A 22,091-nucleotide genomic window follows, 5' to 3' on the forward strand; every position below is an offset into this window, starting at 1 on the left:
TTTTTCTTTTTAACGTCTTGTTTAAAACCTGAGAGAATATTTTTTTATAAAGGCGTGTTTCGTTTAAAAACAAGTTCAAGTAGACTTATCGGATGATTATCAGGAGTTCATTAGACTATACTCTGTTAGACCTATCTAAATATCATAAAGAAATAATTAATATAAATATAACTAAGTTTTATTAAGTAAGCTGATAAAAGTTCTAAAGTGTGAGAATCAGAAAAAGGATCAAAAACTAAAAAAGTTTCTGACCCATCTATTTTTTAAACTATCTAAATATATCAGAATGACTACCCGTTCTTTCAAAAATAATTGTTTTATCGTAATAGTAAAAAACTACAACCCAATCACTATTTCTGCCACCTATGTGTATGTCCCAACGTTTGGGAATTTGATTTTTAGGTTCCAATGGGTGAAGCTTATATTCAGTTCCTAATTCTTCTTCATTAATAAGTAGTTCCATAGCACGTTGTAACTTTTTTATAGGCTTTCCTTGCTTAATCAACTTTTTCACATCTTTATCAAATCGTGTTGTCGTTTTATAATTCAGCATGCTCTTCCTCAACGGCTTCTTTTTTCATTCTACTAAAATAGCTGTTTAAATCTTCCTTATTGACTAGATCATTATGTGCTATTAAGGTTTCAGTTTCTTTAAAAGCTTGTAAAGTTTCATTTGTTGGTTGGTAAGACAGTGTCTCAATATCAAACGGGAATTTACCAGTTTTTACAAATTTAGTTAAAAATATTTTAACTGCGACGGATGTATTCATTCCAACTTCATCAAACATTTTATCTGCATCTTGTTTTAAGTCATCATCAATTCTGATAGTTGCCATAATATCCCCTCCTTCTATAGGATTATTATAACACAAAACGAACTAATTGTATACATAAGGCGTCATATGTATGCAATTAGTTCGTTTTGTTTAAAAATCAAATTTATTATTTGTAGCTTTTATCCTTTCTTTTGCTAAATCAGGAAGTAGATTATCTGAATCCAGTAAATTATTTTTAGTAAATTAAAATTATCGTCCTTCTTTCTTGTACTTTTGTTCTAGTTTATTTTTTTGAAAAATAATAATCTACCACAATTTAATACATGCTCGTTAAATTTGTAATTAAAGATTCTAACAATCGTGTCTATTTAAGACTGCCGTTTTCAAATTCGGAAAGGCACGGTCAAAAAAAGTTGTGAGCTTATCACGCATATTCTGATCATATAAAGCATATTCAATTTTTGTTGCATAAGTCTCTTTTGATTTAAGAAAAATACTATTCAATCCAGCTTCGTTCACATATAACTCAAAGGCTCTGGCGAATACTTCTGTAGGAGCCGTGTAATATCCTGCCTTTTCGGCTACGTAGCTGCCTTTGCCGTTAAGTGAAAGGTTTTCTCTATATCTTTTAACAATTGGCTTAAAATCCACAACTTGAGTACTTAGCTGAACCTAATTAACTGAGCTGCTGAAGGAGCTATAAAAAAAGCAATTTAAAAAGGATCAAAAACTCAAAAGTTTTTGACCCTAAAGATAATTTGTATTTTTCTTTTTCTGGATGGAAAAGAAAATTTTCAAAAATGTGTTGGACCTTACAACTTAAAATATCATATTAAATTTCATTTTAAAGAATCGTAAAAAACATCGAAGGTCGGGTCTTCGTTTTCAGGTCATCCCCACACAATTCCTTGTAGTACGATTGATAGTCCTGCTCAACGAATCGAATAAGTTCTTCATTGGAAAAATCCTCAAATGGAAGCAACTCACTAAGTAACGCAAGTTTAGCATCGATCCCTAGAATCTTAGGATTTACTTGCCAAAATGTTTCTTCTGATAGACCTGCAATCAATTGCTTTAACTCTTCGTACTGCACTGTTAAGTAATCGCGCAATTCATTTCTATCTGGTTTTACTTGCTCAAGTAATATTTGAAAATACCTCATGTATTCTTCAGTTGTCGCAAATTTTGTCATTAGCTTTCCCCTTTTCTTTATTGCTTGGGTAGTGAATCAGTCAAAAATTCGCTACCTGATTCGTTCGATCGCCTGACGAATATAAGGAGTAAGCGAACGATTTTCTAAAAGGCAGTAGCCGATTTCTTCTAATTGCTTTCGAATCGTCCTTTTGATCCACTCTTGTAACGCACTGCTTCCTGTTAACTGAAAAGTCAATTGTATTGAATGGGCCAATTACTTTTTCTGTGCGAAGTAGTTGTGTTTCGTCTGCTCAAAGAGCGCTGTCTGATCAAGCGCTTCTGTCGAGTCGCCTTCTTTTGTTTCTGGGTATGGTAAGGGAAAGAACAAACAGTGTAAAGAAACGATCGTTTCTAAGAAAGAGACTGTTAGATCATCGACATCCTTTATTGGCTTATGTTTCTCACTCGTCGAAGAAAACTGACGAATAAAAGTCTTTTGCCAAAAAGGGGATAAGAATTGTTCTCCCTTTAAGCTTAGTAAAAATAAGGCTGCTTTTTCCTGTACCGGCAACGAACTCGTGATTTGCGCATCAAAGGCTGTCGCTAAAGCAACTGGTATGCGCCCCTTTTGGGGCGGCAATGGTTTGCCTTGAACCATTCGCCAACAAGCAATTTGGTGCCACTGCTTCAATCGTAATGGATCCAGTAACCATTCAGTAGACCGAACGAGTACGCTTTTTAGTGAGTCAGAAGCGCAATTTCTTCTGATGCCTTTTGGCAACAGCGGCAGTCCGAAATAAAAATCATACATCAATTGCCGAATGGCTGGCTCGGTCCCTTGGAATTGATTGTCTCTGCCCGAAAGGGTCACGTGATACTGCGTTTCTAGCGTGTGAATCAGTCTTCGTTTGATCCGCCCAAAGCGAGCCGGGGAGAGCGATAACCATTCTTCCCACTCTTGATTGGTTTGGCTATTTCCTTGAACTAACTGATCCACAAAGAAAAACAATGGTTCGGTTTTTAGCAGTGCTTGTTTTTTCTGCCGGTAGATGGTTGGTTCTTGAAAAGAAAAATGAAACCCATCCTCGTTGCCTAGCAGACGGATCGTTTTCTCGAAATACTGTTTCAACTGCTTAATATCCTTTTGGATCGTCCGGTATGTGCAATCAGCCCGACGGGCTAATTCTTTGGCGGTCACAGTCTGTCGTTCTTCAAATTGTTCTAAAAGGAGAAACCATCGTTTAGTTTCGGCTTTCTGGATCAGTTGATAAAAGAGCGTATGCATAGGTGTCACCTCCAGTTCAGTCATTCTTTAAAAAGGAAAAAGGAGAAAGAGAACTCTCTCTTTCTCCTTTTTGTTAATTGCCAGGAACGGCACTTAATTCCCATGTCAATGTTGCTTTATAGGCTGTTGCTTCGGGCGTCGCTCCTTTGGGTACGGTAAGTGCCACACTTTCCGATGCCGTATCAAGATCCCCGAAACGATAGATCCAAGTGCCTTGTCCTTCCTCCCCTTGAGCCATCAATAAGACCCGTTTCACACCGGGAATCAATGCCAATGGATTCGTCTGTTGGAGTTCAGGTGCACTGCCGTCTTGTGCGGTCGCTAGCTGTTGGTTCGTCAAGCGCAATTGGGCACCCGTCAACTGATGGTTCGCTTCATTTTCAAATTGTGTATTTTGTGTCACGGCTAATTGCCAGCCATGGCGTTCGGTGTCTGATCGACGGTCACTGACTTGGATATAGTTGGGGCGTTCTTCGGTCTCATTGACCGTCCCATCTTGATTCAGTAGCCGTTGCGGTTGGGCAAAATACGTTTGATCCGTCGCCGAGATCGATTGTGTCCCAAAGTTGAATTGTGAAACAAAGTCGATACTCAAGCGTCCCTGCTCTTCAGGAAGTTCGGGTTTGTTTTCTGGATCGACCTCGACTTCTGGATCTAAAGGATCTACTGGCGCAACATGTGCCTCCTCATAGATATAAGAAACCTCAATCATCTCTCGGGAAAATTGACCTGATTCATTGGAAGGTCTCTCGATCAGCTGATAACCAGAAATCTGTTTACTTTTTGTCAGATAATTCTCACCGAGCAGTCCCGTGATCACTTCAGTATCTGCAATCTCACTCCCATTGGTATCCAAATACTTTGCGATAACGGAGCGTGTCATTTCTTCAACCGGGCGATTGCTCATTCGGGAGTAGGCAGCTAATCCAGAAGAGTCGTAAAGTGTTTGAAATCGGTCATTCGTTGTGGTACCAATAATCGACGCATTAACACCAGATAGAGTTGCTTCAATATCAGAAAATACCATTGACGCTTTTTCTTCTTCTTGTAGTCCTAGATCCCAAAGCGCTAAACTTTCTGAATCGAAATATACATTGATGTTTCTATTTTCAATTAACCGCCTTCCACTTAATTGAGAAAAATCAAAGGTTGAATATTTCGAAATATTCAAAGTAACATTGCTACTTCCTGCAAATAAATCAAAGTTATTGTTGGAATTGCTTAAATATAGGGAACCAGTTTCCCTCAAGTTAATAATTATTGGAATTGCATTTCTATGTCCCTGTAGTCTAGCTCCCTCTATAGTTCCCAAAATATTATATGTTGTTGCATCCAACGAAGCATCGGTAATAAGAGAAGATCCTTCTTCAATTTGAAAAGTCATATCTTGTGCTTGAGCATCTGTTTGAGCTGATAGGGCAGTTGATAGGCGTCGGCCACGTGAGATTACTTTGGCGTCATTTGTAATTATAATTCTTCGTACCCCCCCCAGAACAGCATTGAAATTTTCACTTGTATTAGGAATTGAAAAGTCAAAATTCCCTCCATCTAAGATTGTTGTTATGACACTGCCATGTGAACCATTACTCGTTCCTACAAATCTATTGAGACTATTGAACGTCAAATCGGAAAATCGAAAAGTAGCAAGAGCAGCACTCGAATTTGTAGTAAAAACTGCGGAGTCCAAACGTCTAGTAGAAACAATCGTTGCATTTCTAACCGCTAATTCAAGATTTGCAGCAGCTAGAGTATAGGATTGGTTCTGAGAATTGATCGTAAAACCATTCCCATTGATAGTCAGATTTCGAGTGATATTATTCAAGGTAGTATTTCCAGAGATGTTAGCTGTCACATTAATTACTGTCACACTTCGATTGTTGATTGCCGCCGCATATTGTGCCCACGTAGAAACATTTACGCTTGATTTTGTACTGGGAATTTCTTCACTTGTATTCGCCTCTTCCAAAGAATCATCTTTCACATGATCTTCTTCAATTGATTCATTATTTTCTAAAGAAGCCTCAGACTGTTCCAAATCTTGGAGTGGGTTTACGTTATCATTGATTGTCTGTTCTTGGATCTCTACAGTTGCCTTTACATCTTCCACAGACAATTCGTAGTTTCCTTCGGATTCAAATAATAAAGGAAGAACAAACGTATTTTGAGCACGTTGCGCTTGGATCAACCACTCTTTAGTGTGTTGATCTTGTTCCATTGAAACACCGATTGGCAGTTGTTCGTTGAGTACTTGTGCGGCTTCTGGTAATTTCACCCGTACTTCAGACACTTCCTGATCAGAAGAAATCGTTACGTTGATTGGCTCATTGACCGTGCCTGTCATCTGGGATCGTTGAAAGAAAAAGCGAGGATCTTTTTCTTCACTTGCTTCTAAAAGATTGGGCGCAGTTGGAAGCGCTGCTTGTTTTGGTGCTTCTTCTTCACTAGCTGTCGTTTCTGCATAAACCATGCCTACTGGCATGCAGACTGCCTGCAGGGCTAAAACAGTCACGCCCAATACAAGCATCCCTTTGATTTTCTTACTCTTCATTTGGCTTCTTTCCTCCTAGTTTGGTTGTTCTTTCTCAGTGCTTCGTTTCTTTTGAACAATCAAATAGATGATGATCGCAAACAAAACAAGGATCAAAAGGCTCGCTCCGATAAACCACCAGTTGATACTGGTATCGATCGTGACATCTTGTTGATTCAACGCGCGTGCTTGATCACCATCGATCGTAAACGGACGTGTCCACTCCCATTCTTCTTCACCAGACACAGCTTTTAACGTCAGAACATAGTTCCCTGCTTGGAAACGATCCCCTTCTAGTGAAATCGGAAAATTGAAGTTGGAATTTGGCGCCATCTGCATCTGCTCTTCGTTGGCTTGATAAAGAACTTCTTCTTCTCCTTCTCGTTGGATCTTCGCTTCCACAGCCAAACGATTGATGAATGTTGATGTGGTGTTTTGTAAGTTCGCACTGATCACATTGCGATAGTTCAACTGATCCGCAAAAACATCTACTAAGTTTAGGTCCGGCTGGACCGAATCACGCGTATTACTGATCACGACACCGATCACATAAGCAAATTCATTCTTGATCGCTACACCCTCTTCTGTACTTGCGGCTTCTTCTTGTTCTTCTTTGACTTCTTGAACACGCAAACCACCTGCAAGAAATCCTTCAAAGGATTCTGTGGGCATATGTATGGGAACAGTCACAGTCTTTGTTTCATTTCCCGCAAGTTCTATGATGTCGGTGGGTTCGATCAATGCATCCAATGTGTGAGACAATGTATTATCTGGCTCTGTCGCATCTTTGCCATACTCGACAACTCCATGAACGTTGGTGTAGGCGGTATGTGGAGTGACTTGTATACGAATCGGTTCATTACTCGCATTTTGTAAGGTCAAGGTGAGTGACTCTGTTTGACCAGGGTTCAAATTCAAATCAAAGTAGCGATCCGATCCTTCGATCTGACTTTGTGGGAATTCAGGCGTGACATGGAAGTTTAACGTTCCTTCATCAGCTTTTCCTATGATTGGAAAAAAGAACAAGAACAAGGCAATTACTGGATAGAGCCACGAAGTGGCTTTTTGACGATTTAGAGGGTACTGGGTCAACATAAAGTCTCCTTTCTTAAAAAAACAGCGTCACAAAAAGAATTGCGACGCTGCCAAGAGTTTCTCATCAAGTTTCGTTTAGTAACTTACGCGTCTTCTCCTGCATCCTCACCCGGAGTCGTCGTCAATTCCCAAGTTAAAGTAGAAGTATAGGTTGTTGCGTCTTTTGCAGTCGCACCTGGAATCGATAGTTTGATCGCTTTGTTTTCGACAATCTTTTGATTCTCATCCGCAAATTGTGCATCTAGGTCTGCTTGATCGCCCCAGACAACAGAAGAAGCACCGGCACCTTTGCTTTGTGCTGCAGTCATAACTGAGCGTGCTGCTCCATTTGGCATCAAGGTCAAACCAGTTGCGTGTGCTTCAGGTGCATTGGCTTGATTATTTCCTTCATACTGAATCGTTGGATCCATCAAAGCAATTTGGGCACCTGTTAACACATTGTTTTGTGTGTTTGAGGTGAAATCACTTAGGCTTACTTGTAGATCCCAACCAGCATTGGTTCCCCGTAAATCTTGTACTTGAGCAAATGAAACGTAAGGTACTTTGTTTTCGTCTCCTTCTGTTCCACGTAATTGTTGCATTTCTGCCACCATATTGTACGTTTGGTCTTGGTTTGAGATCACTTGTGAGCCGAAATTCATCGTTGCAGCTTTCACGATGGATAAGGGACCTGTTGTTCCAGGCACTTCTGGATTGATCTCTACATCTGGTCCACCATTGTCAGGTCTTTCCGGAGGAATTACCTCTAACTCGCCGTCTTCCTCTGTTGCTGGGGTGAATTGGATTTGACCGTCGGTCTTGACTTCTCTTGCTTCTTCGGCAAAGGCCGCTGTAGCCCCTCCTGCTAAAATCGTTGTGGACAATGCGGCAATGGTCGCTAATCGTACTAATTTCATGTGATAATTCCTACTTTCTTATTGGTTTATTTTTGTGTCTGTTTGTTTTTTCGTTTCCATAAAAGGAACACGAAACTGAGAAGAAGCATTCCTAACCATACTGGCCAAAAAGAACTTGCCTCATTGGTTTGTGGCAACAATCCGCCTGGTTTCGCCACTTCGGATAGGGGTGGTTTGACAATCGTTTCAGGCGGTAGCGGATCAGGTGAACCGATCGGTTCATAGACACCGGTAAAGCCGATGGATCCATTTGTTTCCACTTGTTGGATTTCTTGTGCATGTGTTGGTTTGGTTAAGAATGAAAGGATCAATAAAGCGATCAAAAGCCAACGAGTGTTTTTCCTTTTCATTTCCCTCCTCCTTGGTTTGTCTCAAAAATCTTCGTTTTTAAGGAGACGAAAAAAAAAGACATCCGCTCGCATCAGATGTCTTGAAAAAGTGATTAAATTAGGTTTCCAATTAAAGAAGATAAATAACATATTATCATTATCAAAAACGAAGATTTTTGAGAATTAATTCGCAATGATTATAGTTTTTATAAATCTATTGTTTCAGTAATAATAACAGATTATATATTTATAAAAAAACAATTTTTTCATAGGGTAGCGAAAAATTTGTTTTTTCTTTTTCACGTCTTGTTTAAAACCTGAGAGAATATTTTTTTATAAAGGCGTGTTTCGTTCAAAAATATGTTCAAGTAGACTTATCGGATGATTATCAGGAGTTCAATAGACTATACTCTGTTGGACATCTTTTCTATCTTATTGAATTCTATTGATTGAACTACTGAAAGTGTTAAGCAATGAGCATTTAAAAATACGCCAAAAACTTTTAAGTTTCTGACCTCATACATTCCATTATTATTCCTCTCAATAATATTTCCCATGGCATATACTTTGATACTTTATTTGAATATCTTCAAACAGTTAGTCTATCTTTGTCAATAAAGCGGACCCCATCTGCATATCCGGAGTAAAATGCTTCTCTATCTTTTACGTCATGGGACGTGTCTTTTCCAGGAACAAGCCCAATCTTTTCAACTGCAATTTCTACAACTTCCGGTACTTGTAAGGCAAGTTCATAGCCGTTTGTTAGCACCTGCTTCTTGAAAGTTTCAGTCAACCCACGTAAATAGCCTTCAAGATAATCTTGCTTCAGCTGCCATTTCCACTTGTATTTCCGACGTATCTCCGGTAATTGTAAAAATTGCCTAGCACAATAGCTGGCACTTCCACGAGCATATTCAAATGTAATCTGAGCGATTTGAACATCTGATTCGATTCCAACGAAATGGAGTTCAATTGGAGGACCCGATACATAGTAATAACGAACTCGAAAGTTCTTAGCAATGATCAAAGCAAGTCGATAGAGCCATTTTTGAGGACGTCCCTCGTATATGATCGTATTAATCACTGTCTCCGTTTTTTGTTCCTGCTTATAACTAAAGACATCTTCTTCATCTATATTGTGCTGGAACATCAACTCTTGCGCTTTTGCTAGTGCTGACATTGATTCCTCATCGTTTGCATCATTTGCTAAAGCAAGTAACTTAACAATTTTTTGTTTTGCTTTTTCATCCATATAATTTCACCTTTTATATATTTTCTAGTTTAATATCGCGAAAACAGAAATATTAAATACCTTCTCAACTTAAATTTATACTCGCTTTGCCTGTACTGTAATCAATAGATAACCCATCTTGCACGTTGTGGATTAACACATTGAATTGAATATCATTGGTTTCAACGCTGCGTGCTTCCATTTGAATCGCCCTGGGCAATAATTCTCGCTCTCTGAATATCGGAGTGACTCGATAACGGACGTGGTTATTGGTTTTTCTTAAATAGTTGGCCACTTCATTTTCAAATTGAACCATGTGGATCTGGTTCAGTTGTTGTGTGCCGGTAAACAAGTTTTTCCAGTTATCATTCTCACCGGTCATCTGAAATCCAATTAAATGGCTTCTATTATAGAGCCAAACATTATTTTCAAGCTTTTTTTGATTCCAACCAGTAGGGTATACGTTTGAGATATCCCCTCGTTCTTCTGTCGGCATCATCGATCGATGTAACAGTGCATCTGCAACACCGACACGATTTAGTGAATCGAGATCCGAAAATGTTTGCCAGGTCCCAGCATCCATCGACATCTCTTCAGCTGTAAAACTCGGATAATTTCCGTTTACTTGAATGACAACATTCTGACCATCAAAATCAGGTAGATTTTCAACCTCTTCAGCTGAGATTTCTTCCTGATAGGCCCAATCACCGAAAAAGCTAGGCAACTGAACATCGAGTTCAGATAAGTCCATCAAAGAAGCAGTAACCCCAAACAAACTGAACAATGCTGCGAGTATGAATTTTGACTTAGGTTTCATATCAATCTCCTTTTATTTCATATAATTACGGATTTCTCGATTGTCCTTAAAATAAATATTTCCATGCTCTTTTAGTAGCCGGTCGATCCTTTTTCTTCTATAGGTCAATAGTGACAGGACTCTAACTCTTTTCGTCACTCTCTTCAGCCATCAGCTTCTCTGCTAGTTTAGTAAGCAAATAAGCATTATCAAAGCGCATTCTATCAATCGACGACTTTCCATGTTTAAGATCCGAGATTGTCATCTTTGCAACACCGGATCTTTTACTTAATTCAGCTATTGATTTCCCACTTTTCGTCAGTAACCATTGAATTTTTTCTTTGTTCGCATACATAGTTATTCCTCCAGAGTTGGAGTGTAGCTATTATTATTTGCTACTACTCACTTTTATGATATATTTTGAGTAGTAGCAAATCCGGTCTATGGTTTTGTTACTTTGTGCTTATTCTGTGTCCGCAGGGTAAGCATTTTTTTACTGCTATAGTTATCCTTGTAATAATAAGCCACCTCCTACCTCGTTGAAGCAACACCAGCTAAACTCAGAATATTCCTCATAATCGACGTTTACAGTGAAACACAGCATTATTTTTTGTTCCTGTAATTCTTCTCTATCATTTTCCCACTCAAACTCATGTGGACTGACCTGAAGTAAAGTCAATAGCAATCCATGCTTAGTACTTGTTTCTATTATATGAAACACAACAAACCCATATTTTTTCTCGTATTTATCAATTATTTTCTTTTGTTGATCTGTCACGCTATAGATAACTGGTAGTACAAACTTCTTACCATTAACCATTATTGCAGTTCTCTTAGAACAATAGATCTCTCCTTTCCCGAATCCTGCTCTAACATAGTCCTCGATCGATAATATATCCAAACGTTTCTTTGCTTCTTCTACTAGTCTACTTTTTGCTTCCTCTAACAATTAACGTAACCTCCCAAAACAATTTATAGACGGTTTACCGTCTATAAATATTATAGCACGGTAAACCGTCATTATCAATTGGTTTATTCTCTTTTTCAGGAGGTATCAGTAGTTGAAAAGATCCATCTGCGTGACATTATTCTGAATTCTTTCTATAGACTTAGTATAGTAATCCAAGTTAGTTTCAAAACCAATATAGTGTCGCTCAGTATTGATACAAGCAATCGCAGTTGTCCCACTCCCCATACAATTATCTAATACAAGATCTCCTTTTTGTGTGTAAGTTTGTATCAGATATTCAAGTAAACGTACCGGTTTTTGCGTAGGGTGGAACGTGTTCATTGACTCTTTGTCAAATCTCAAAATATTATTCGGATATCCTGTATACTCTTGGTAATATTCTTTGCCTGAAAGAGAACTCGTATTATAATTCCCTTCAGTCTCATTTTTCTTCTTTATAAGTGGTTGTTTCATCCTCTCCAACCCTTGAGGATAATAAATAGGTGACCCTTTTGAAAAAACAGAGATCGTCTCAATTGAACGCATTGGCTGTTTTTTGGCAAAGGCAAAGCCAGTTACGGTATTTTTAACCCAGTACCAATCATATTTATATTGTTTAAAGTTACTCATACGTAACTGTGTAGAAAATGGTTCCGCTCCAAACAAAACGATCGCACTATTCTCTTTGACTACACGCAAGTATTGTGACCACAATTCTTCCCAGGGCAAAATAGTATCCCAGGAACAAGCAGTAGTTCCATATGGCAAGTCGCAAATGATCGTATCGATCGATCCATCCGGAATTTTTTTCATTCCTTCTAAGCAATCTTCAAAGTAAATCGTATCTTTTTGAATCATAGGTTTCTCCTCTATGATTCAGGCCTGAATCCAATGGTTTAGTCAAGTCTTGATACATTTACTATACAAGGTAGCTATTCCCTGTTGAGTCTGCTTAAACGCCTATGAAAGATGGAAATGCTTCGCAATAAAGTAGATTACATCTATTGTCACACTATTTCCTGCTTGTTTATATAGTTGGCTGTCAGAAACCTTCTGCTCAAAGGGAGAGTTATAATAATGATCCATACGTTCAACCAAAATTCTTTGTGCAACTTGTTTGCTGCCGAATTTGGCTGCTAGAAATGCCCAATCTGGAAACGATTGAAGCCTCCAGCACTCTAAAGGTGTTAATTTACGAACCTGAAAATCTCTCTGTGCTAAATTATTTTGCTCCTCATCCAAATTTTTTCGTATTTCATTCACAACAATTTTCGGCTGCTGACCACCTCCTTGCATGGTATTTAACGTTGGACAAATCCCTTCAGGAGAATAGACACTGACCGCTGATCGATAACGTCCATCAATCTTTCCTTCTACTATGATTCCGTGGCGATCTTGTGCGGTAAGTGTGAACATTTCTTCTCCATTATTTTTTATTCTTCGTCCATTTTGTCTAACTTCATCTTTATCTGGCGATATTATAGGAATCGCTACCTTATTTCCTTCTCCTTTGTTTGTCGTAAGAGTTGGAGCGATTCCTTCTGTACTACTAACCTGACCATTCATACCATACTCACAAGGATTTACATTTCCGACTACAATTTGTTTTGGCATTTTATAATCAGTAGCCGTTAAAGTTCCCATTAATCCGTTAGTATAATAGGTTCGTTCTCGCAAATTTGTATTTAAGTTATTTCGTTTATTTGTCGTCCCAGCTATATTGATTTTTGCTGATTCTTGATCAACTGATTTTTCTTCTCCTGTGAGAGGTAAAAACTTTCTGGCACCTGACTCTCTAAAATGTCCGACAATAAAGACACGTTCTCGGTTTTGCGGGACAAAATCCTTGCTGTTAAGCACTTGCCATGCCACGTCATACCCCAGCTCATCCAGTGTTCTGAGGATTGTTTCAAACGTAGCTCCGCCATTGTGGTTGAGCAATCCTTTGACGTTTTCAAGGAATAAAATGCTAGGTCGCAAAATATGTGCGAAGCGTGCAATCTCAAAAAAGAGAGTTCCTCTAGTATCTGCGAAACCTCGTCTTTTTCCTGCAGAACTGAAAGCTTGGCAAGGAAATCCTCCTGTGATAATGTCCACACGTCCGAATTCTCGAATAGTGTCGTCTGAGATCCTTGTAATATCATGCATTTCCACCTCATTTTCAGTATTAAAGATTGCTTTGTAACTCTGTCTAGCATATTTATCAATTTCACAAAAGCCGACACATCTATGTCCCGCTTTTTCCATTCCCATCCGAAAACCGCCTACACCCGCAAATAAATCAATAAAAGTTAGTTGTTTCGATTGTTTCATTCAATATTCTTTCCCACAGCTGTGTTCTTTATTCAAGCTTGTAAGATAAGAATAATAAAAGTGCGGGTGAAAGAAGGGCATTCAAAAGTCTCAGAAATGGTTAGATTTTGGTTTCTGCTTTAAGACTACTCTTTTTTTGATCCAGTAATTGGATTGCAGACGTAAACTGAATGAGCGATTTTTTTGAGTCAATCAAAATAATATTCTTCTGATAATGAACTCGCTCGCTGACTAATGATATTGACAAGCCATAAAAATATCTAAGTAAAAATATTTTCCTTCTTCGATCAGTAATTTCAGGCTTATAAGGGTGATTGATTGAGAGATACCCTTTTATAAATAGTCTGTGCAAATACTCAAACTCTTTATACAATGGATCATTAATTACTTCTGGTGAAACATTTTCTCTGTGTATCATCGAATATGTTTCTTGAATCCTCGGAGTAGCTGGAATCCCAACTTTTTCTCGTAAATTTTTATACTCTGATAGAAATATACTGAATTTTTCTTTGGTGGTTTCCCATTCTATATCCACATCCTTGGGCAATTGATATTTGGCCACATCAAAAAGTTCCATTCGTCCCTCCATAATACAAAAAAGCATTACCTCTCAAAAATGAGTAGGAAATGCTTTTATGTCATCATTATTTTTATTATAAGTTGTACCATGATTTTTCCTTCACAGCTCTGGCTCATTGTCTTTTTCCGTTGATCGAAGTTCAGATTTTACTCGAAAAGTAGAAAGATCTTGGGCCACATTGCGCTCTTCAATCGGTTGACGCAAATACAACTCACGTTCTTTTTTCGAAGGTAATGTACGATACAATCCCTCAAATGCTTGTTCTTCTTCTAAATGATCCTTTGCTCGATAGAATGACATCAGATTAAAAGTAAACTCTAAACGTTTTATATCATGAAAAGGAACCATCAAATAGTTTTCGCTGTCCAATGTGCCGTATGCAGCATTGGCTGAAATTAACGCTGTACGCTTGTTGCCATCTTGAAAAGCCTGTAATTTAGCCAGTCTAGCGAAAACCCACCAGGCATCTTTTTCTGTTCGTTCAGATTGTTCAAACTGATCCACGATTTCTTGTAAATCGTTCCTAGAAATAATCTCTTTAGGGAAATAGTGTTCTTGACTAGCTTGATCAAGAACAATAGCTATCCGATCATCTTCATTGTAATATGAATTTCGCAAATGACCAGGTAATTTGGGCTGTTCTTCAGACGGTGAATCAAATTGCTTGTTCACTTCGATAATACCATCTACAGAAAAACCTTTTTCTTTTATCGCATTGATCCCTTTTAAACTATCCACAAAAATAGCTATATCATCTCTATTTTGACGGAGTGGTTTCGTAGATTTTAAATCTAACGCTTTTTTCGTTTGATAAACAGAGCTGCCGTAATTATTCAAACTACCCAACGATTGAATGAATTTTGCGAGTGCCGTCGTATCCATAAGTTGCCCACCTCCATTATCAGACATTTAATTTTTGAGCTAATGCTTCAGTCATCGTTTTAGAAAAATTAATTCCTTCATTCGTTGCACGCACGTTCAACCAATGTGGAATTTTGATTGTTTTTTTATCAAGTTGGACATCTTTTAAATAATCATTTAAGTCGACAGAAATCAATGTCGCAAATTCTGTTTCAGGGTTTACAGAAAGGGCATTGATAGCCGTAGGTGTTGGCAAAGGCATATTTTTTTCGACTAGGTCTCCAAGCATAATACCTAACGCATCTGCCGCAAGTTCTAATCCTTGGGCGATATCTTCCGATTGCGTGACCGCTCCTTCAACATCAGGAAAATAAATTCCGTATCCAACAGGATCTTTTTCAAATATAGCTGGATAAACTTTTTTCATTTCTATCCCTCTCTTTCTTATAGACACAGTGGGCTTATTTGCCCACTGCTTTTCGAACAGAATCCTCTACTCTTCTAGATAACTCTTTTGAATGACTGGTAAGAATAACTGGTCTAGGAAAATTTTTCTTTATAAATTTCCTGTGTGACCCCTTTCCACCCTTCACTTCAACAAAGCCAGCATCTTTGAGTAATTTCTCTGCTTCTCTAATTGTCATGGGCATTTCAAGCTACCTCCTGACAATAATATTATAGCACGTACAGGGCGTACTGTAAAGTTTTTTCGTGTCTATTTATCAAGATCAACCGAATCGGATACTGCCTTTTCTGTCAAAATACTCAATGCTGCATCGTAAGTTTTTAATTGTTTCTCAAGCAACTTTACTTGTTTTTCAAGTTCTTTTTTCTCACCATGTAAGGATTTTACTTTTTCTATTTGTTCAAGATTGGACGGATCATACTTTAGTTTTTCGTTCGCTCGAAATAACTTGTCGTCCAAAGTTTCTCTTGCCTCTTGCACAATTTCATAATTATCATAAAAGTCTTTCCCTAAAACATGTGGTAGTTGATCGCTGCTTACTTGACGGGTTGACAAAATATTTAAAGCTGTAACCATTTCTCGGACGTTTTGAATAGCAGAATTTTTTCGTTTTGGAAACAGTCCGCTTTCTCCAGAAAGATAATTTGCTAAAGACGCTCCCTTAACAAATTTATTTTTTTGTCCTTTTTCATCACTCCAAAAATAAAAAATATCTTTGTAATTAAAATGCGCCTCGTAGCGTCCGTCTTCCAATTTCTCTAACATGTAATCAGGAACTTTGACCACACCTGTTTCATACCGACCATAGGCAATCTCAACATAAATCCCTGTCATGGTGTCTCTTTGTATTTGCCAGGGTTCAATGACAAAGGTTAGATCGGGTAAAGATTCTTTTTCTGCTTTTTGTTCGACATATTTTTTTGCAATATCCATTGCATTGAAAACCGCTTCCGGTTTATTTTTACTTACCCGCTCGATAATATTTTCTTCATTGTAGATTCGTTGTTTTTTATTTATCGTATAATCACGAGCTGGACGTTTTTGTGGTAGATCCAATAATTTGTAGTTGATCACTTTCCCATATTCTTCTGAATTATGATTAGGGTCAACATCAATATTTAGAAGCCTTGCCTTCACTAAAAAATCATCCCAGCTTGTACTATGGGTAAGCAAAAAATTTAACCGTTCTTTTAATTCAACTCGATACGCATTCTTTCTTCGATATTCTTGATACTTTTTATGTGAGTTTCTTTTAGGCGTATCGAGGATCATTGCGCCGTGATAGTCCGCTACCTTATCGGAGTAATTTCTTAAATGAGCCGCTGTTCCTCGTTGCCAGCGAAACTTCGTTAAATCGACACTTGAGGTTGTATTAAAAATAATATGGTTATGCAAGTGTTCTTTATCTACATGGGTCGCAATGATAAATTCATAGTCTTCACCTAAAAAGTCGAGCGCTGTCTGTCTTCCAATTTCATGAACTTCTTCAGGTGTGAGATTGTCTTCAGGATCGAACGATTGAACAATATGTCTTGCAATTACTTCCTCAGTCTTTTTTTTATTCATTTTTCCACGGACTCTTTGAGCCAATGTTCTTGTTAAGTTCATTTCAAAAAAAGCATTGTTCACGGCGTTAACTTTATGACCACTCGTTAAAGTTTGATTTTTTGTTTTTTCTGGATCTAGAATGTATCTTATCGCCTCTTTTAGATATCTTTCTTGCTTAATCGTGAGCGTTTTAGTCGTTGGCACTTCACTCCCTCCTCGTTAGCTTCTGAATTTCTTGTAGCAAAATGTCTTGTGAACGTACATAGTTGTTTTGCATTTTCGCGAACTCTGAAACGAGATATTGGATATCTTCTTTTTCTACAAGATCTGTCTGATTTAATTTATGGGCAATCTGGTTGATATTATTGCCGATCATATTCAACTCAGAAACATATTGCCCCGTTTCACCTAAAGCTTCCTTCAAATCTGTAAAATCTATATTGATTACCCATCCGTTAAGGGCCATTAGACGAATATAATTAGTCATTGTTCCTATTCTCGCTAAGTTCATATTTTTCTTAATTCGTTGCTTTTCTTCTTCAGTAACATATACTTTTATTATTTCATTACGGAACAAGTTTTTTTTATCCATTTGAATCTCTCCTACGATAATCACTTAATGCTTCGCAAGGCTATGCCTTGCCCACTCCCGAACCAAAATCTTCCGCCCAGGAGGGGCGGAGTTTCGACAGTGGCAAGCATAGCGAGGTGGTACCACCTCACGAAAAACCAAAAAAGAAGGGAATCCCGAAAATCTACGATTTACGAGTTTCCTCTTTTTTGGTTTTAAACTTGGGGCATGCCCCAAACCCCATTTTCTTTCATTACATCATTGACCTTTTCCGAATTCTTCGAGATCCGAAATGAACTTTCTAAATGATTGTTCAGATTCATTTTTTAGTATTTCCTCTAACAAAGCAAGACTAGAAATGTGAATAGCGATTGATTCTTTCTCAACTTTTTCTAAGTTTCGTCTTTCTGATTGCAACTGACCAATCACTGCTTTTAATGGTGGAAGAATAAGTTCTTGAGATTCGTCTCGTTCAAATCGCTGACAAACTTTCCAAAGATAATACAGACACAAAGGTCGCTTTTTAATCAGTTTTATCATCTTCGCTACTTTCTGAATTACCTTTTAATTTTTCTAAAGTATCCGCTAAACTATAATCTTCCTCAGATCGTTCTTCTTTTTTATTCGCCTTGTCTGTTGCGACATTGTCCATTGCTCGACTTTGAAGTTCTCGCGCACGTCTAATTTCTTCTTCTAATGTTGGTCGAACCGATTCTGTTTCCTTTTCATACATATGCGCAGCAATCTTTTGTAAAAAGGTATCGCTTCGAACAATCAAGTCAGTAAACAATTGTTGTAATTTCACTTTTCCGTTATTCATTGATCGTAACTGACTTAACAAACTCAAATTAAGCGGCAAAGGATTAAAAGAAAAAACAGTCATCACAATAGAAGCGATACTTTCATTTTCAAATCGAATAATCTCTTCTGACGATTGTTTCTCTTTTTCTAAAAGGCAAACAATCAAATCACCAAGTGTTTGTTCTTCTCCCTGATTCGCTTTTATTCGAATCGTATGATCTTCAAGGACTGATTCTTCTCTTTCTTCAAAAATAATTGTACGATTCGCAATCTTTTCTAAGATAGCGAAAACTTCTTTCGGACTCGTTTCTATTTTTTTAGTTTCTTCTTTTCCTTGCGTTTCCGTTTTTTCAAAATATGGAACGATTGGGGCATGAGTGATTGGTGTAAGCTGCGTTTGTTTTTCTTTTAGGATCTCCCCAGTTTCACTATTCACTTTTTGTTGGTTTCCTCCAAATAGAAAGACAGGCTCCGCATTATTCTTCAACGTCCTATTTTCTCGAATCCAATCATGAACTTCTTTGGATTCAACTGCTTCTGCACGTTGATAAAGAAGCAACAACTGATTCACTAACGATAAATTTTTTGTCTTAGGTATACTTCTTAAAAAGCGTAGATAATTTTTTTCATCTGTCCAGTCAGTTAAGTGATCCGTAACATAGGAACTGATACTATTTGAATCTCCTTCATCTAACAATTTTTGAAAGTGATCATCAATAACAAAAGCTTCTTCTACTTGTTCCGCTATTTTATTTTCTAACAAACCAAGCAACATATCCTGCGTTTCTTTTCGATAAAACTTTTGATCATTTCGATAAAAATATGCCAAAAACATTTGACGTGCTTTTTCAATTTCATTCCCTTCAGGTTTTCCTATGCTTTCTTTTGTCTTCAACCATACTTGTTGGACAAACGCTTGCAAGAGCTTTTCAAGATCATAAGCATCCAATTTTGTTTCAGGCAGTATTGCCTCTGCCTTTACGTATTCCTTCCAAAATGAAGCGGGAAGTTCTTCAAACAGGGCAAGGCACATCGAATAAAAATCGATAGTTATTGGAACAATTGGTAAATCTTGTTTGGTAATAATTTGTGCATTGGGGTTAAATAAATAAGAAACATCAAATAACTCCTCTTCTGAAAGAGGCGTTTGTGTAAAAAACGCCTCATCGATTATTTCATATGGCACACCTAACGCCTATGCTGCATATTGAAACAATGACACAAATACACTATTGGGTTGTTCTACCCCGTTTCCGACTAGATACCCTGCACGTTTTAACTCTAGTCCTAAAGAACTAGCCACATCCAAAATATTCTTTTGTTTGGCCATCTCCATCAATCGATTTGGATTGTAGTTAGCCATAAATATGCTCCTTCCATAATGAAAATAATTTTTTTTCTGAGGTAATATTAGATCCAAACAAAAAGAAGTCAGATTCATTCCTTGAAAAATTAAGGATTGGATCTGACTTCTTGAACAATAAATTACTCATATTAATCGATACTAGATTCTTTCTCTTTTAACGGCACACGCTTCCATTTCCCTCCTATAAGAGAAGCAAACACTACTCTTGCTTCTCTAGTTGAATCTATTTTACTTTTTCAAAATGTTCCATGCTTAAACAAGATAAATAAAAAAGCCAGCCCAAATACCTAAAAACAAGGATTTGAGACTGGTGCTTATGATATAATGCGAATTAGATAGTAAAGTTTATGCGGTGGCTAATCCCAACAGAAATGGGGTGACGCCTATGTTGTTTTTCGGCTTTATCCCTAGAAAGGAATAAGCGTGTCTGTTTATGAAGCACTAATGTTTGCGTTAGCTTTCGCAACATTGGTCCTTACAATCAGCAACAACAAAAACGACAAAAAATAACCGTATCATAAACTTTGGCCAGTTTAACGGTTATTCTTTGTAACTGATTCAACTATGCCACCGACTTAAACGGTGCTATCCTAAGGGGAGTTGTTTGCGCAACTCCTCTTTTCATTTGCATTATAACACGATATCAAAAAAAAAACTATATGGACACTACCTCACCTCTATAAATAAACGTTTGTTCCAGATAGTGTTTCTCCAACGATTTTCTTCGTTTTTCGTCAAAAATTTAAGGTGAAATTTCTTTTCTTTATCCGTTTAAGCCTGTAATCTCAATCGCCTTTCTTCTAAACTGATTGGAGACTGTTGCTTTTTTTGCTCCACCTCATGAATCACTTGTGTATGCTCACGGTTAAATGTTTCCAAAATCTCCTTAAAGTTCGCTTCTAAACCTGTATTTACCGTATGTTGCCGAAGTTTTAGTTCATCCATTTTCCCTTGTAATACACGAGACAGTTGCTCCGTTTGTTGTTCATACTCTTTTTTGATTGTCTGATCAACCGTTTCTTTATAGCTATTTTGAATTGCTTCAGTTTCTCCTTCAAGCTGTGTGGTAAAGGACTTTTCTATATTCTGTAACGCTTGCTGGTGTCGCAATTTTTCTTCTTGTACTTGTTGCTGCTTTTGATTGATCAACTGACTTTCTAAATTAGCTAATATCAGCTCAATTGATTGTCAATATTTACACGTACTTCCTGCGGCACTCTCTAACATAACCGATTCATTTATCGATCATGCAGTTTTAGATCCAAATAATATTGATTTTGATCTATTAGCTAAAGCAGAAGAGTCCTGCAACAAGCTTGGTGAAATATTAGACTCTCGGCCAATATTTAATTTCAACTTATTATTCACCTTGTTCAGAATTAGAATTGAATATTACAAATCATTAACTCCAGCGGACAAGGAAGTAGCCCTACAAAAAGCCAAAAATTACAAAAAAGAAGTAGAATTTATTGTTAACATGACAGACTATCATGGGAATAAAATTAAAACTACTGCGGATATTACTTTGTACAGTCTGAATAATTTAATCACTTCTGGAACACCTGGTGAAGTAGCCTATTTTATAGATTAGACAAATAGGTTCTTAATTGATCATCAGTCAAAACAGAAACTACAGCTTCGCGGAGACATTCCTAGATCTAAAACATACAAATTTATCTAGTCAATTCCTTCAACCCAATTATGCATTGGTACTTCTGGTAATCCTTCAGTTGATTCTACAAATTTCTTAACTGCGATAGGATATTCAATAAACCAGTTCTTAACATAGACAAAAATAAGGTTGTGAATATTATCAACTTTTTCTGTTTTTGCTTTTGGTATGCTTTTAGGATTGTTTTATATAATTCATTAGCTGCGTCGATTCCGTAATTCCCTATATCTTCAAAAATAACTACCGTACTAGTTTCCTTTTCTGCTTTGGCTTTTGAAAGTATTTTTCCCTATATATTTCTTTTAGCTTATAATAAACTCTGACATTTGATACCTCAACATACTTGGATCACTTTTGTATTTCTTAAAAATACAAAAGTGATCCAAGTTATTCACCTAATTTATAAATAATACATAGCAAGAAAAGAAAAAAGAGAGTTTCCTCCTTTTTCTTCAAAATCAAACAAAAATTAATCGATATTTTCCTTTTTCTTTTTTGGATTTAATCCTTTTAAAAACTTATCCTCCAAGGCTAATAATTCATCATAAACACTCCCCATAGACTGCCCCGATGATAAACTTAAACAGTACAAAAAATCGCAAGGTAACGTTGCTACAGAACGATTTCGGGTCACCCAACTTGCCACAGTAGACTGTCTATAATCATGAATCTCACAAAATTGTTCTACAGTCATCCCTAAGACACCGATAATAAAAACATTGATAGGATAAGGATAAACATAAGCATTGACACTCATGGTCAGTAAGTCCTCCTTCAAGACATATTATTGCATATGCGATAATATTACCCCTCTTCGTAAAACAAAGCAAGCAGCGGACAACTAAAAAACTCCAAGAAGAAAAGGAACAGTATCAAAGATATATTGTAAAAGGCA

The 22,091-nt window shown here is 37.3% G+C and carries 27 protein-coding genes; all 27 read right to left on the bottom strand.

Features of this window, described 5'->3' with window-relative positions:
- Window positions 1-268 precede the first annotated feature (268 nt).
- The 27 genes from P3R27_RS12030 to P3R27_RS12165 all read right to left on the bottom strand — a co-directional run bounded on the left by P3R27_RS12030 (window position 269) and on the right by P3R27_RS12165 (window position 21,953).
- A complete protein-coding gene (locus tag P3R27_RS12030; RefSeq protein ID WP_126133857.1) occupies window positions 269-553 on the bottom strand; it encodes a type II toxin-antitoxin system RelE/ParE family toxin in 285 nt (94 codons plus the stop codon).
- A complete protein-coding gene (locus P3R27_RS12035) occupies window positions 540-836 on the bottom strand; it encodes a type II toxin-antitoxin system RelB/DinJ family antitoxin (protein ID WP_034690769.1) in 297 nt (98 codons plus the stop codon). The genes P3R27_RS12030 and P3R27_RS12035 overlap by 14 nt, the downstream gene beginning before the upstream one ends.
- A gap of 291 nt (window positions 837-1,127) precedes the next feature.
- A complete protein-coding gene (locus tag P3R27_RS12040; protein ID WP_301357031.1) occupies window positions 1,128-1,427 on the bottom strand; it encodes an LPD1 domain-containing protein in 300 nt (99 codons plus the stop codon).
- 193 nt (window positions 1,428-1,620) lie between these two features.
- Window positions 1,621-1,968 (bottom strand): DUF7006 family protein, encoded by a 348-nt coding sequence (locus tag P3R27_RS12045; RefSeq protein ID WP_301357029.1) that lies wholly within the window; start codon window positions 1,966-1,968, stop codon window positions 1,621-1,623.
- 51 nt (window positions 1,969-2,019) lie between these two features.
- Window positions 2,020-2,184 carry a hypothetical protein gene (locus P3R27_RS12050; protein WP_161633748.1) on the bottom strand — a complete coding sequence of 55 codons (165 nt, stop codon included), beginning with the start codon at window positions 2,182-2,184 and terminating at the stop codon, window positions 2,020-2,022.
- Window positions 2,185-3,195, bottom strand: a complete 1,011-nt coding sequence (locus tag P3R27_RS12055; protein WP_301357027.1) for a helix-turn-helix domain-containing protein — start codon at window positions 3,193-3,195, stop codon at window positions 2,185-2,187. It lies immediately after the preceding gene.
- A gap of 73 nt (window positions 3,196-3,268) precedes the next feature.
- The gene (locus tag P3R27_RS12060; protein WP_301357026.1) at window positions 3,269-5,743 is read right to left on the bottom strand and encodes a WxL domain-containing protein; all 2,475 of its coding nucleotides are present in this window, start codon (window positions 5,741-5,743) and stop codon (window positions 3,269-3,271) included.
- Window positions 5,744-5,758: 15 nt separating this feature from the next.
- On the bottom strand, window positions 5,759-6,814 hold the full coding sequence (locus P3R27_RS12065; RefSeq protein WP_404830959.1) for a WxLIP family cell surface protein: 1,056 nt from the start codon (window positions 6,812-6,814) through the stop codon (window positions 5,759-5,761).
- Between the two features lie 86 nt (window positions 6,815-6,900).
- Window positions 6,901-7,713 (bottom strand): WxL domain-containing protein, encoded by an 813-nt coding sequence (locus P3R27_RS12070; RefSeq protein WP_301357024.1) that lies wholly within the window; start codon window positions 7,711-7,713, stop codon window positions 6,901-6,903.
- 26 nt (window positions 7,714-7,739) lie between these two features.
- Entirely contained in the window at window positions 7,740-8,063 is a 324-nt protein-coding gene (locus P3R27_RS12075) for an LPXTG cell wall anchor domain-containing protein (protein WP_034690777.1), read from the bottom strand.
- Between the two features lie 568 nt (window positions 8,064-8,631).
- Window positions 8,632-9,294, bottom strand: coding sequence for a DUF2786 domain-containing protein (locus P3R27_RS12080; protein WP_301357023.1), 663 nt, complete (start codon window positions 9,292-9,294; stop codon window positions 8,632-8,634).
- A 64-nt stretch (window positions 9,295-9,358) separates the two neighbouring features.
- Window positions 9,359-10,090 (bottom strand): DNA/RNA non-specific endonuclease, encoded by a 732-nt coding sequence (locus P3R27_RS12085; protein ID WP_301357022.1) that lies wholly within the window; start codon window positions 10,088-10,090, stop codon window positions 9,359-9,361.
- Window positions 10,091-10,211: 121 nt separating this feature from the next.
- On the bottom strand, window positions 10,212-10,424 hold the full coding sequence (locus P3R27_RS12090) for a helix-turn-helix domain-containing protein (RefSeq protein WP_301357021.1): 213 nt from the start codon (window positions 10,422-10,424) through the stop codon (window positions 10,212-10,214).
- A gap of 150 nt (window positions 10,425-10,574) precedes the next feature.
- Window positions 10,575-11,018: a hypothetical protein gene (locus P3R27_RS12095; protein WP_301357020.1), complete on the bottom strand. Its 444-nt coding sequence runs from the start codon at window positions 11,016-11,018 to the stop codon at window positions 10,575-10,577.
- Between the two features lie 105 nt (window positions 11,019-11,123).
- Window positions 11,124-11,876, bottom strand: coding sequence for a DNA-methyltransferase (locus P3R27_RS12100; RefSeq protein WP_301357019.1), 753 nt, complete (start codon window positions 11,874-11,876; stop codon window positions 11,124-11,126).
- 102 nt (window positions 11,877-11,978) lie between these two features.
- Window positions 11,979-13,331 carry a DNA cytosine methyltransferase gene (locus P3R27_RS12105; protein WP_301357018.1) on the bottom strand — a complete coding sequence of 451 codons (1,353 nt, stop codon included), beginning with the start codon at window positions 13,329-13,331 and terminating at the stop codon, window positions 11,979-11,981.
- Window positions 13,332-13,431: 100 nt separating this feature from the next.
- Entirely contained in the window at window positions 13,432-13,908 is a 477-nt protein-coding gene (locus P3R27_RS12110) for a hypothetical protein (protein WP_077151998.1), read from the bottom strand.
- Window positions 13,909-14,010: 102 nt separating this feature from the next.
- Window positions 14,011-14,793 carry a Fic family protein gene (locus P3R27_RS12115; protein ID WP_301357017.1) on the bottom strand — a complete coding sequence of 261 codons (783 nt, stop codon included), beginning with the start codon at window positions 14,791-14,793 and terminating at the stop codon, window positions 14,011-14,013.
- Window positions 14,794-14,812: 19 nt separating this feature from the next.
- Entirely contained in the window at window positions 14,813-15,199 is a 387-nt protein-coding gene (locus P3R27_RS12120; RefSeq protein ID WP_034690421.1) for a type II toxin-antitoxin system HicB family antitoxin, read from the bottom strand.
- Window positions 15,200-15,233: 34 nt separating this feature from the next.
- On the bottom strand, window positions 15,234-15,422 hold the full coding sequence (locus P3R27_RS12125; protein ID WP_023520664.1) for a type II toxin-antitoxin system HicA family toxin: 189 nt from the start codon (window positions 15,420-15,422) through the stop codon (window positions 15,234-15,236).
- A 65-nt stretch (window positions 15,423-15,487) separates the two neighbouring features.
- Window positions 15,488-16,990 carry a relaxase/mobilization nuclease domain-containing protein gene (locus tag P3R27_RS12130; protein ID WP_301357013.1) on the bottom strand — a complete coding sequence of 501 codons (1,503 nt, stop codon included), beginning with the start codon at window positions 16,988-16,990 and terminating at the stop codon, window positions 15,488-15,490.
- A 1-nt stretch (window position 16,991) separates the two neighbouring features.
- Entirely contained in the window at window positions 16,992-17,378 is a 387-nt protein-coding gene (locus tag P3R27_RS12135) for a plasmid mobilization protein (RefSeq protein ID WP_077152001.1), read from the bottom strand.
- 237 nt (window positions 17,379-17,615) lie between these two features.
- A complete protein-coding gene (locus P3R27_RS12140; protein ID WP_301357010.1) occupies window positions 17,616-17,897 on the bottom strand; it encodes a hypothetical protein in 282 nt (93 codons plus the stop codon).
- Window positions 17,881-19,344 carry a hypothetical protein gene (locus P3R27_RS12145; RefSeq protein WP_301357008.1) on the bottom strand — a complete coding sequence of 488 codons (1,464 nt, stop codon included), beginning with the start codon at window positions 19,342-19,344 and terminating at the stop codon, window positions 17,881-17,883. Before P3R27_RS12145 ends, P3R27_RS12140 begins: the two co-directional genes overlap by 17 nt.
- A gap of 9 nt (window positions 19,345-19,353) precedes the next feature.
- Window positions 19,354-19,521 carry a hypothetical protein gene (locus tag P3R27_RS12150; RefSeq protein WP_200868982.1) on the bottom strand — a complete coding sequence of 56 codons (168 nt, stop codon included), beginning with the start codon at window positions 19,519-19,521 and terminating at the stop codon, window positions 19,354-19,356.
- Window positions 19,522-20,295: 774 nt separating this feature from the next.
- Window positions 20,296-20,673 carry a hypothetical protein gene (locus P3R27_RS12155; RefSeq protein ID WP_034690429.1) on the bottom strand — a complete coding sequence of 126 codons (378 nt, stop codon included), beginning with the start codon at window positions 20,671-20,673 and terminating at the stop codon, window positions 20,296-20,298.
- Between the two features lie 992 nt (window positions 20,674-21,665).
- The gene (locus P3R27_RS12165) at window positions 21,666-21,953 is read right to left on the bottom strand and encodes a hypothetical protein (protein ID WP_034690430.1); all 288 of its coding nucleotides are present in this window, start codon (window positions 21,951-21,953) and stop codon (window positions 21,666-21,668) included.
- Window positions 21,954-22,091: the final 138 nt, after the last annotated feature.

The organism is Enterococcus spodopteracolus (assembly GCF_030441955.1).
Classification (GTDB): domain Bacteria; phylum Bacillota; class Bacilli; order Lactobacillales; family Enterococcaceae; genus Enterococcus_B; species Enterococcus_B spodopteracolus.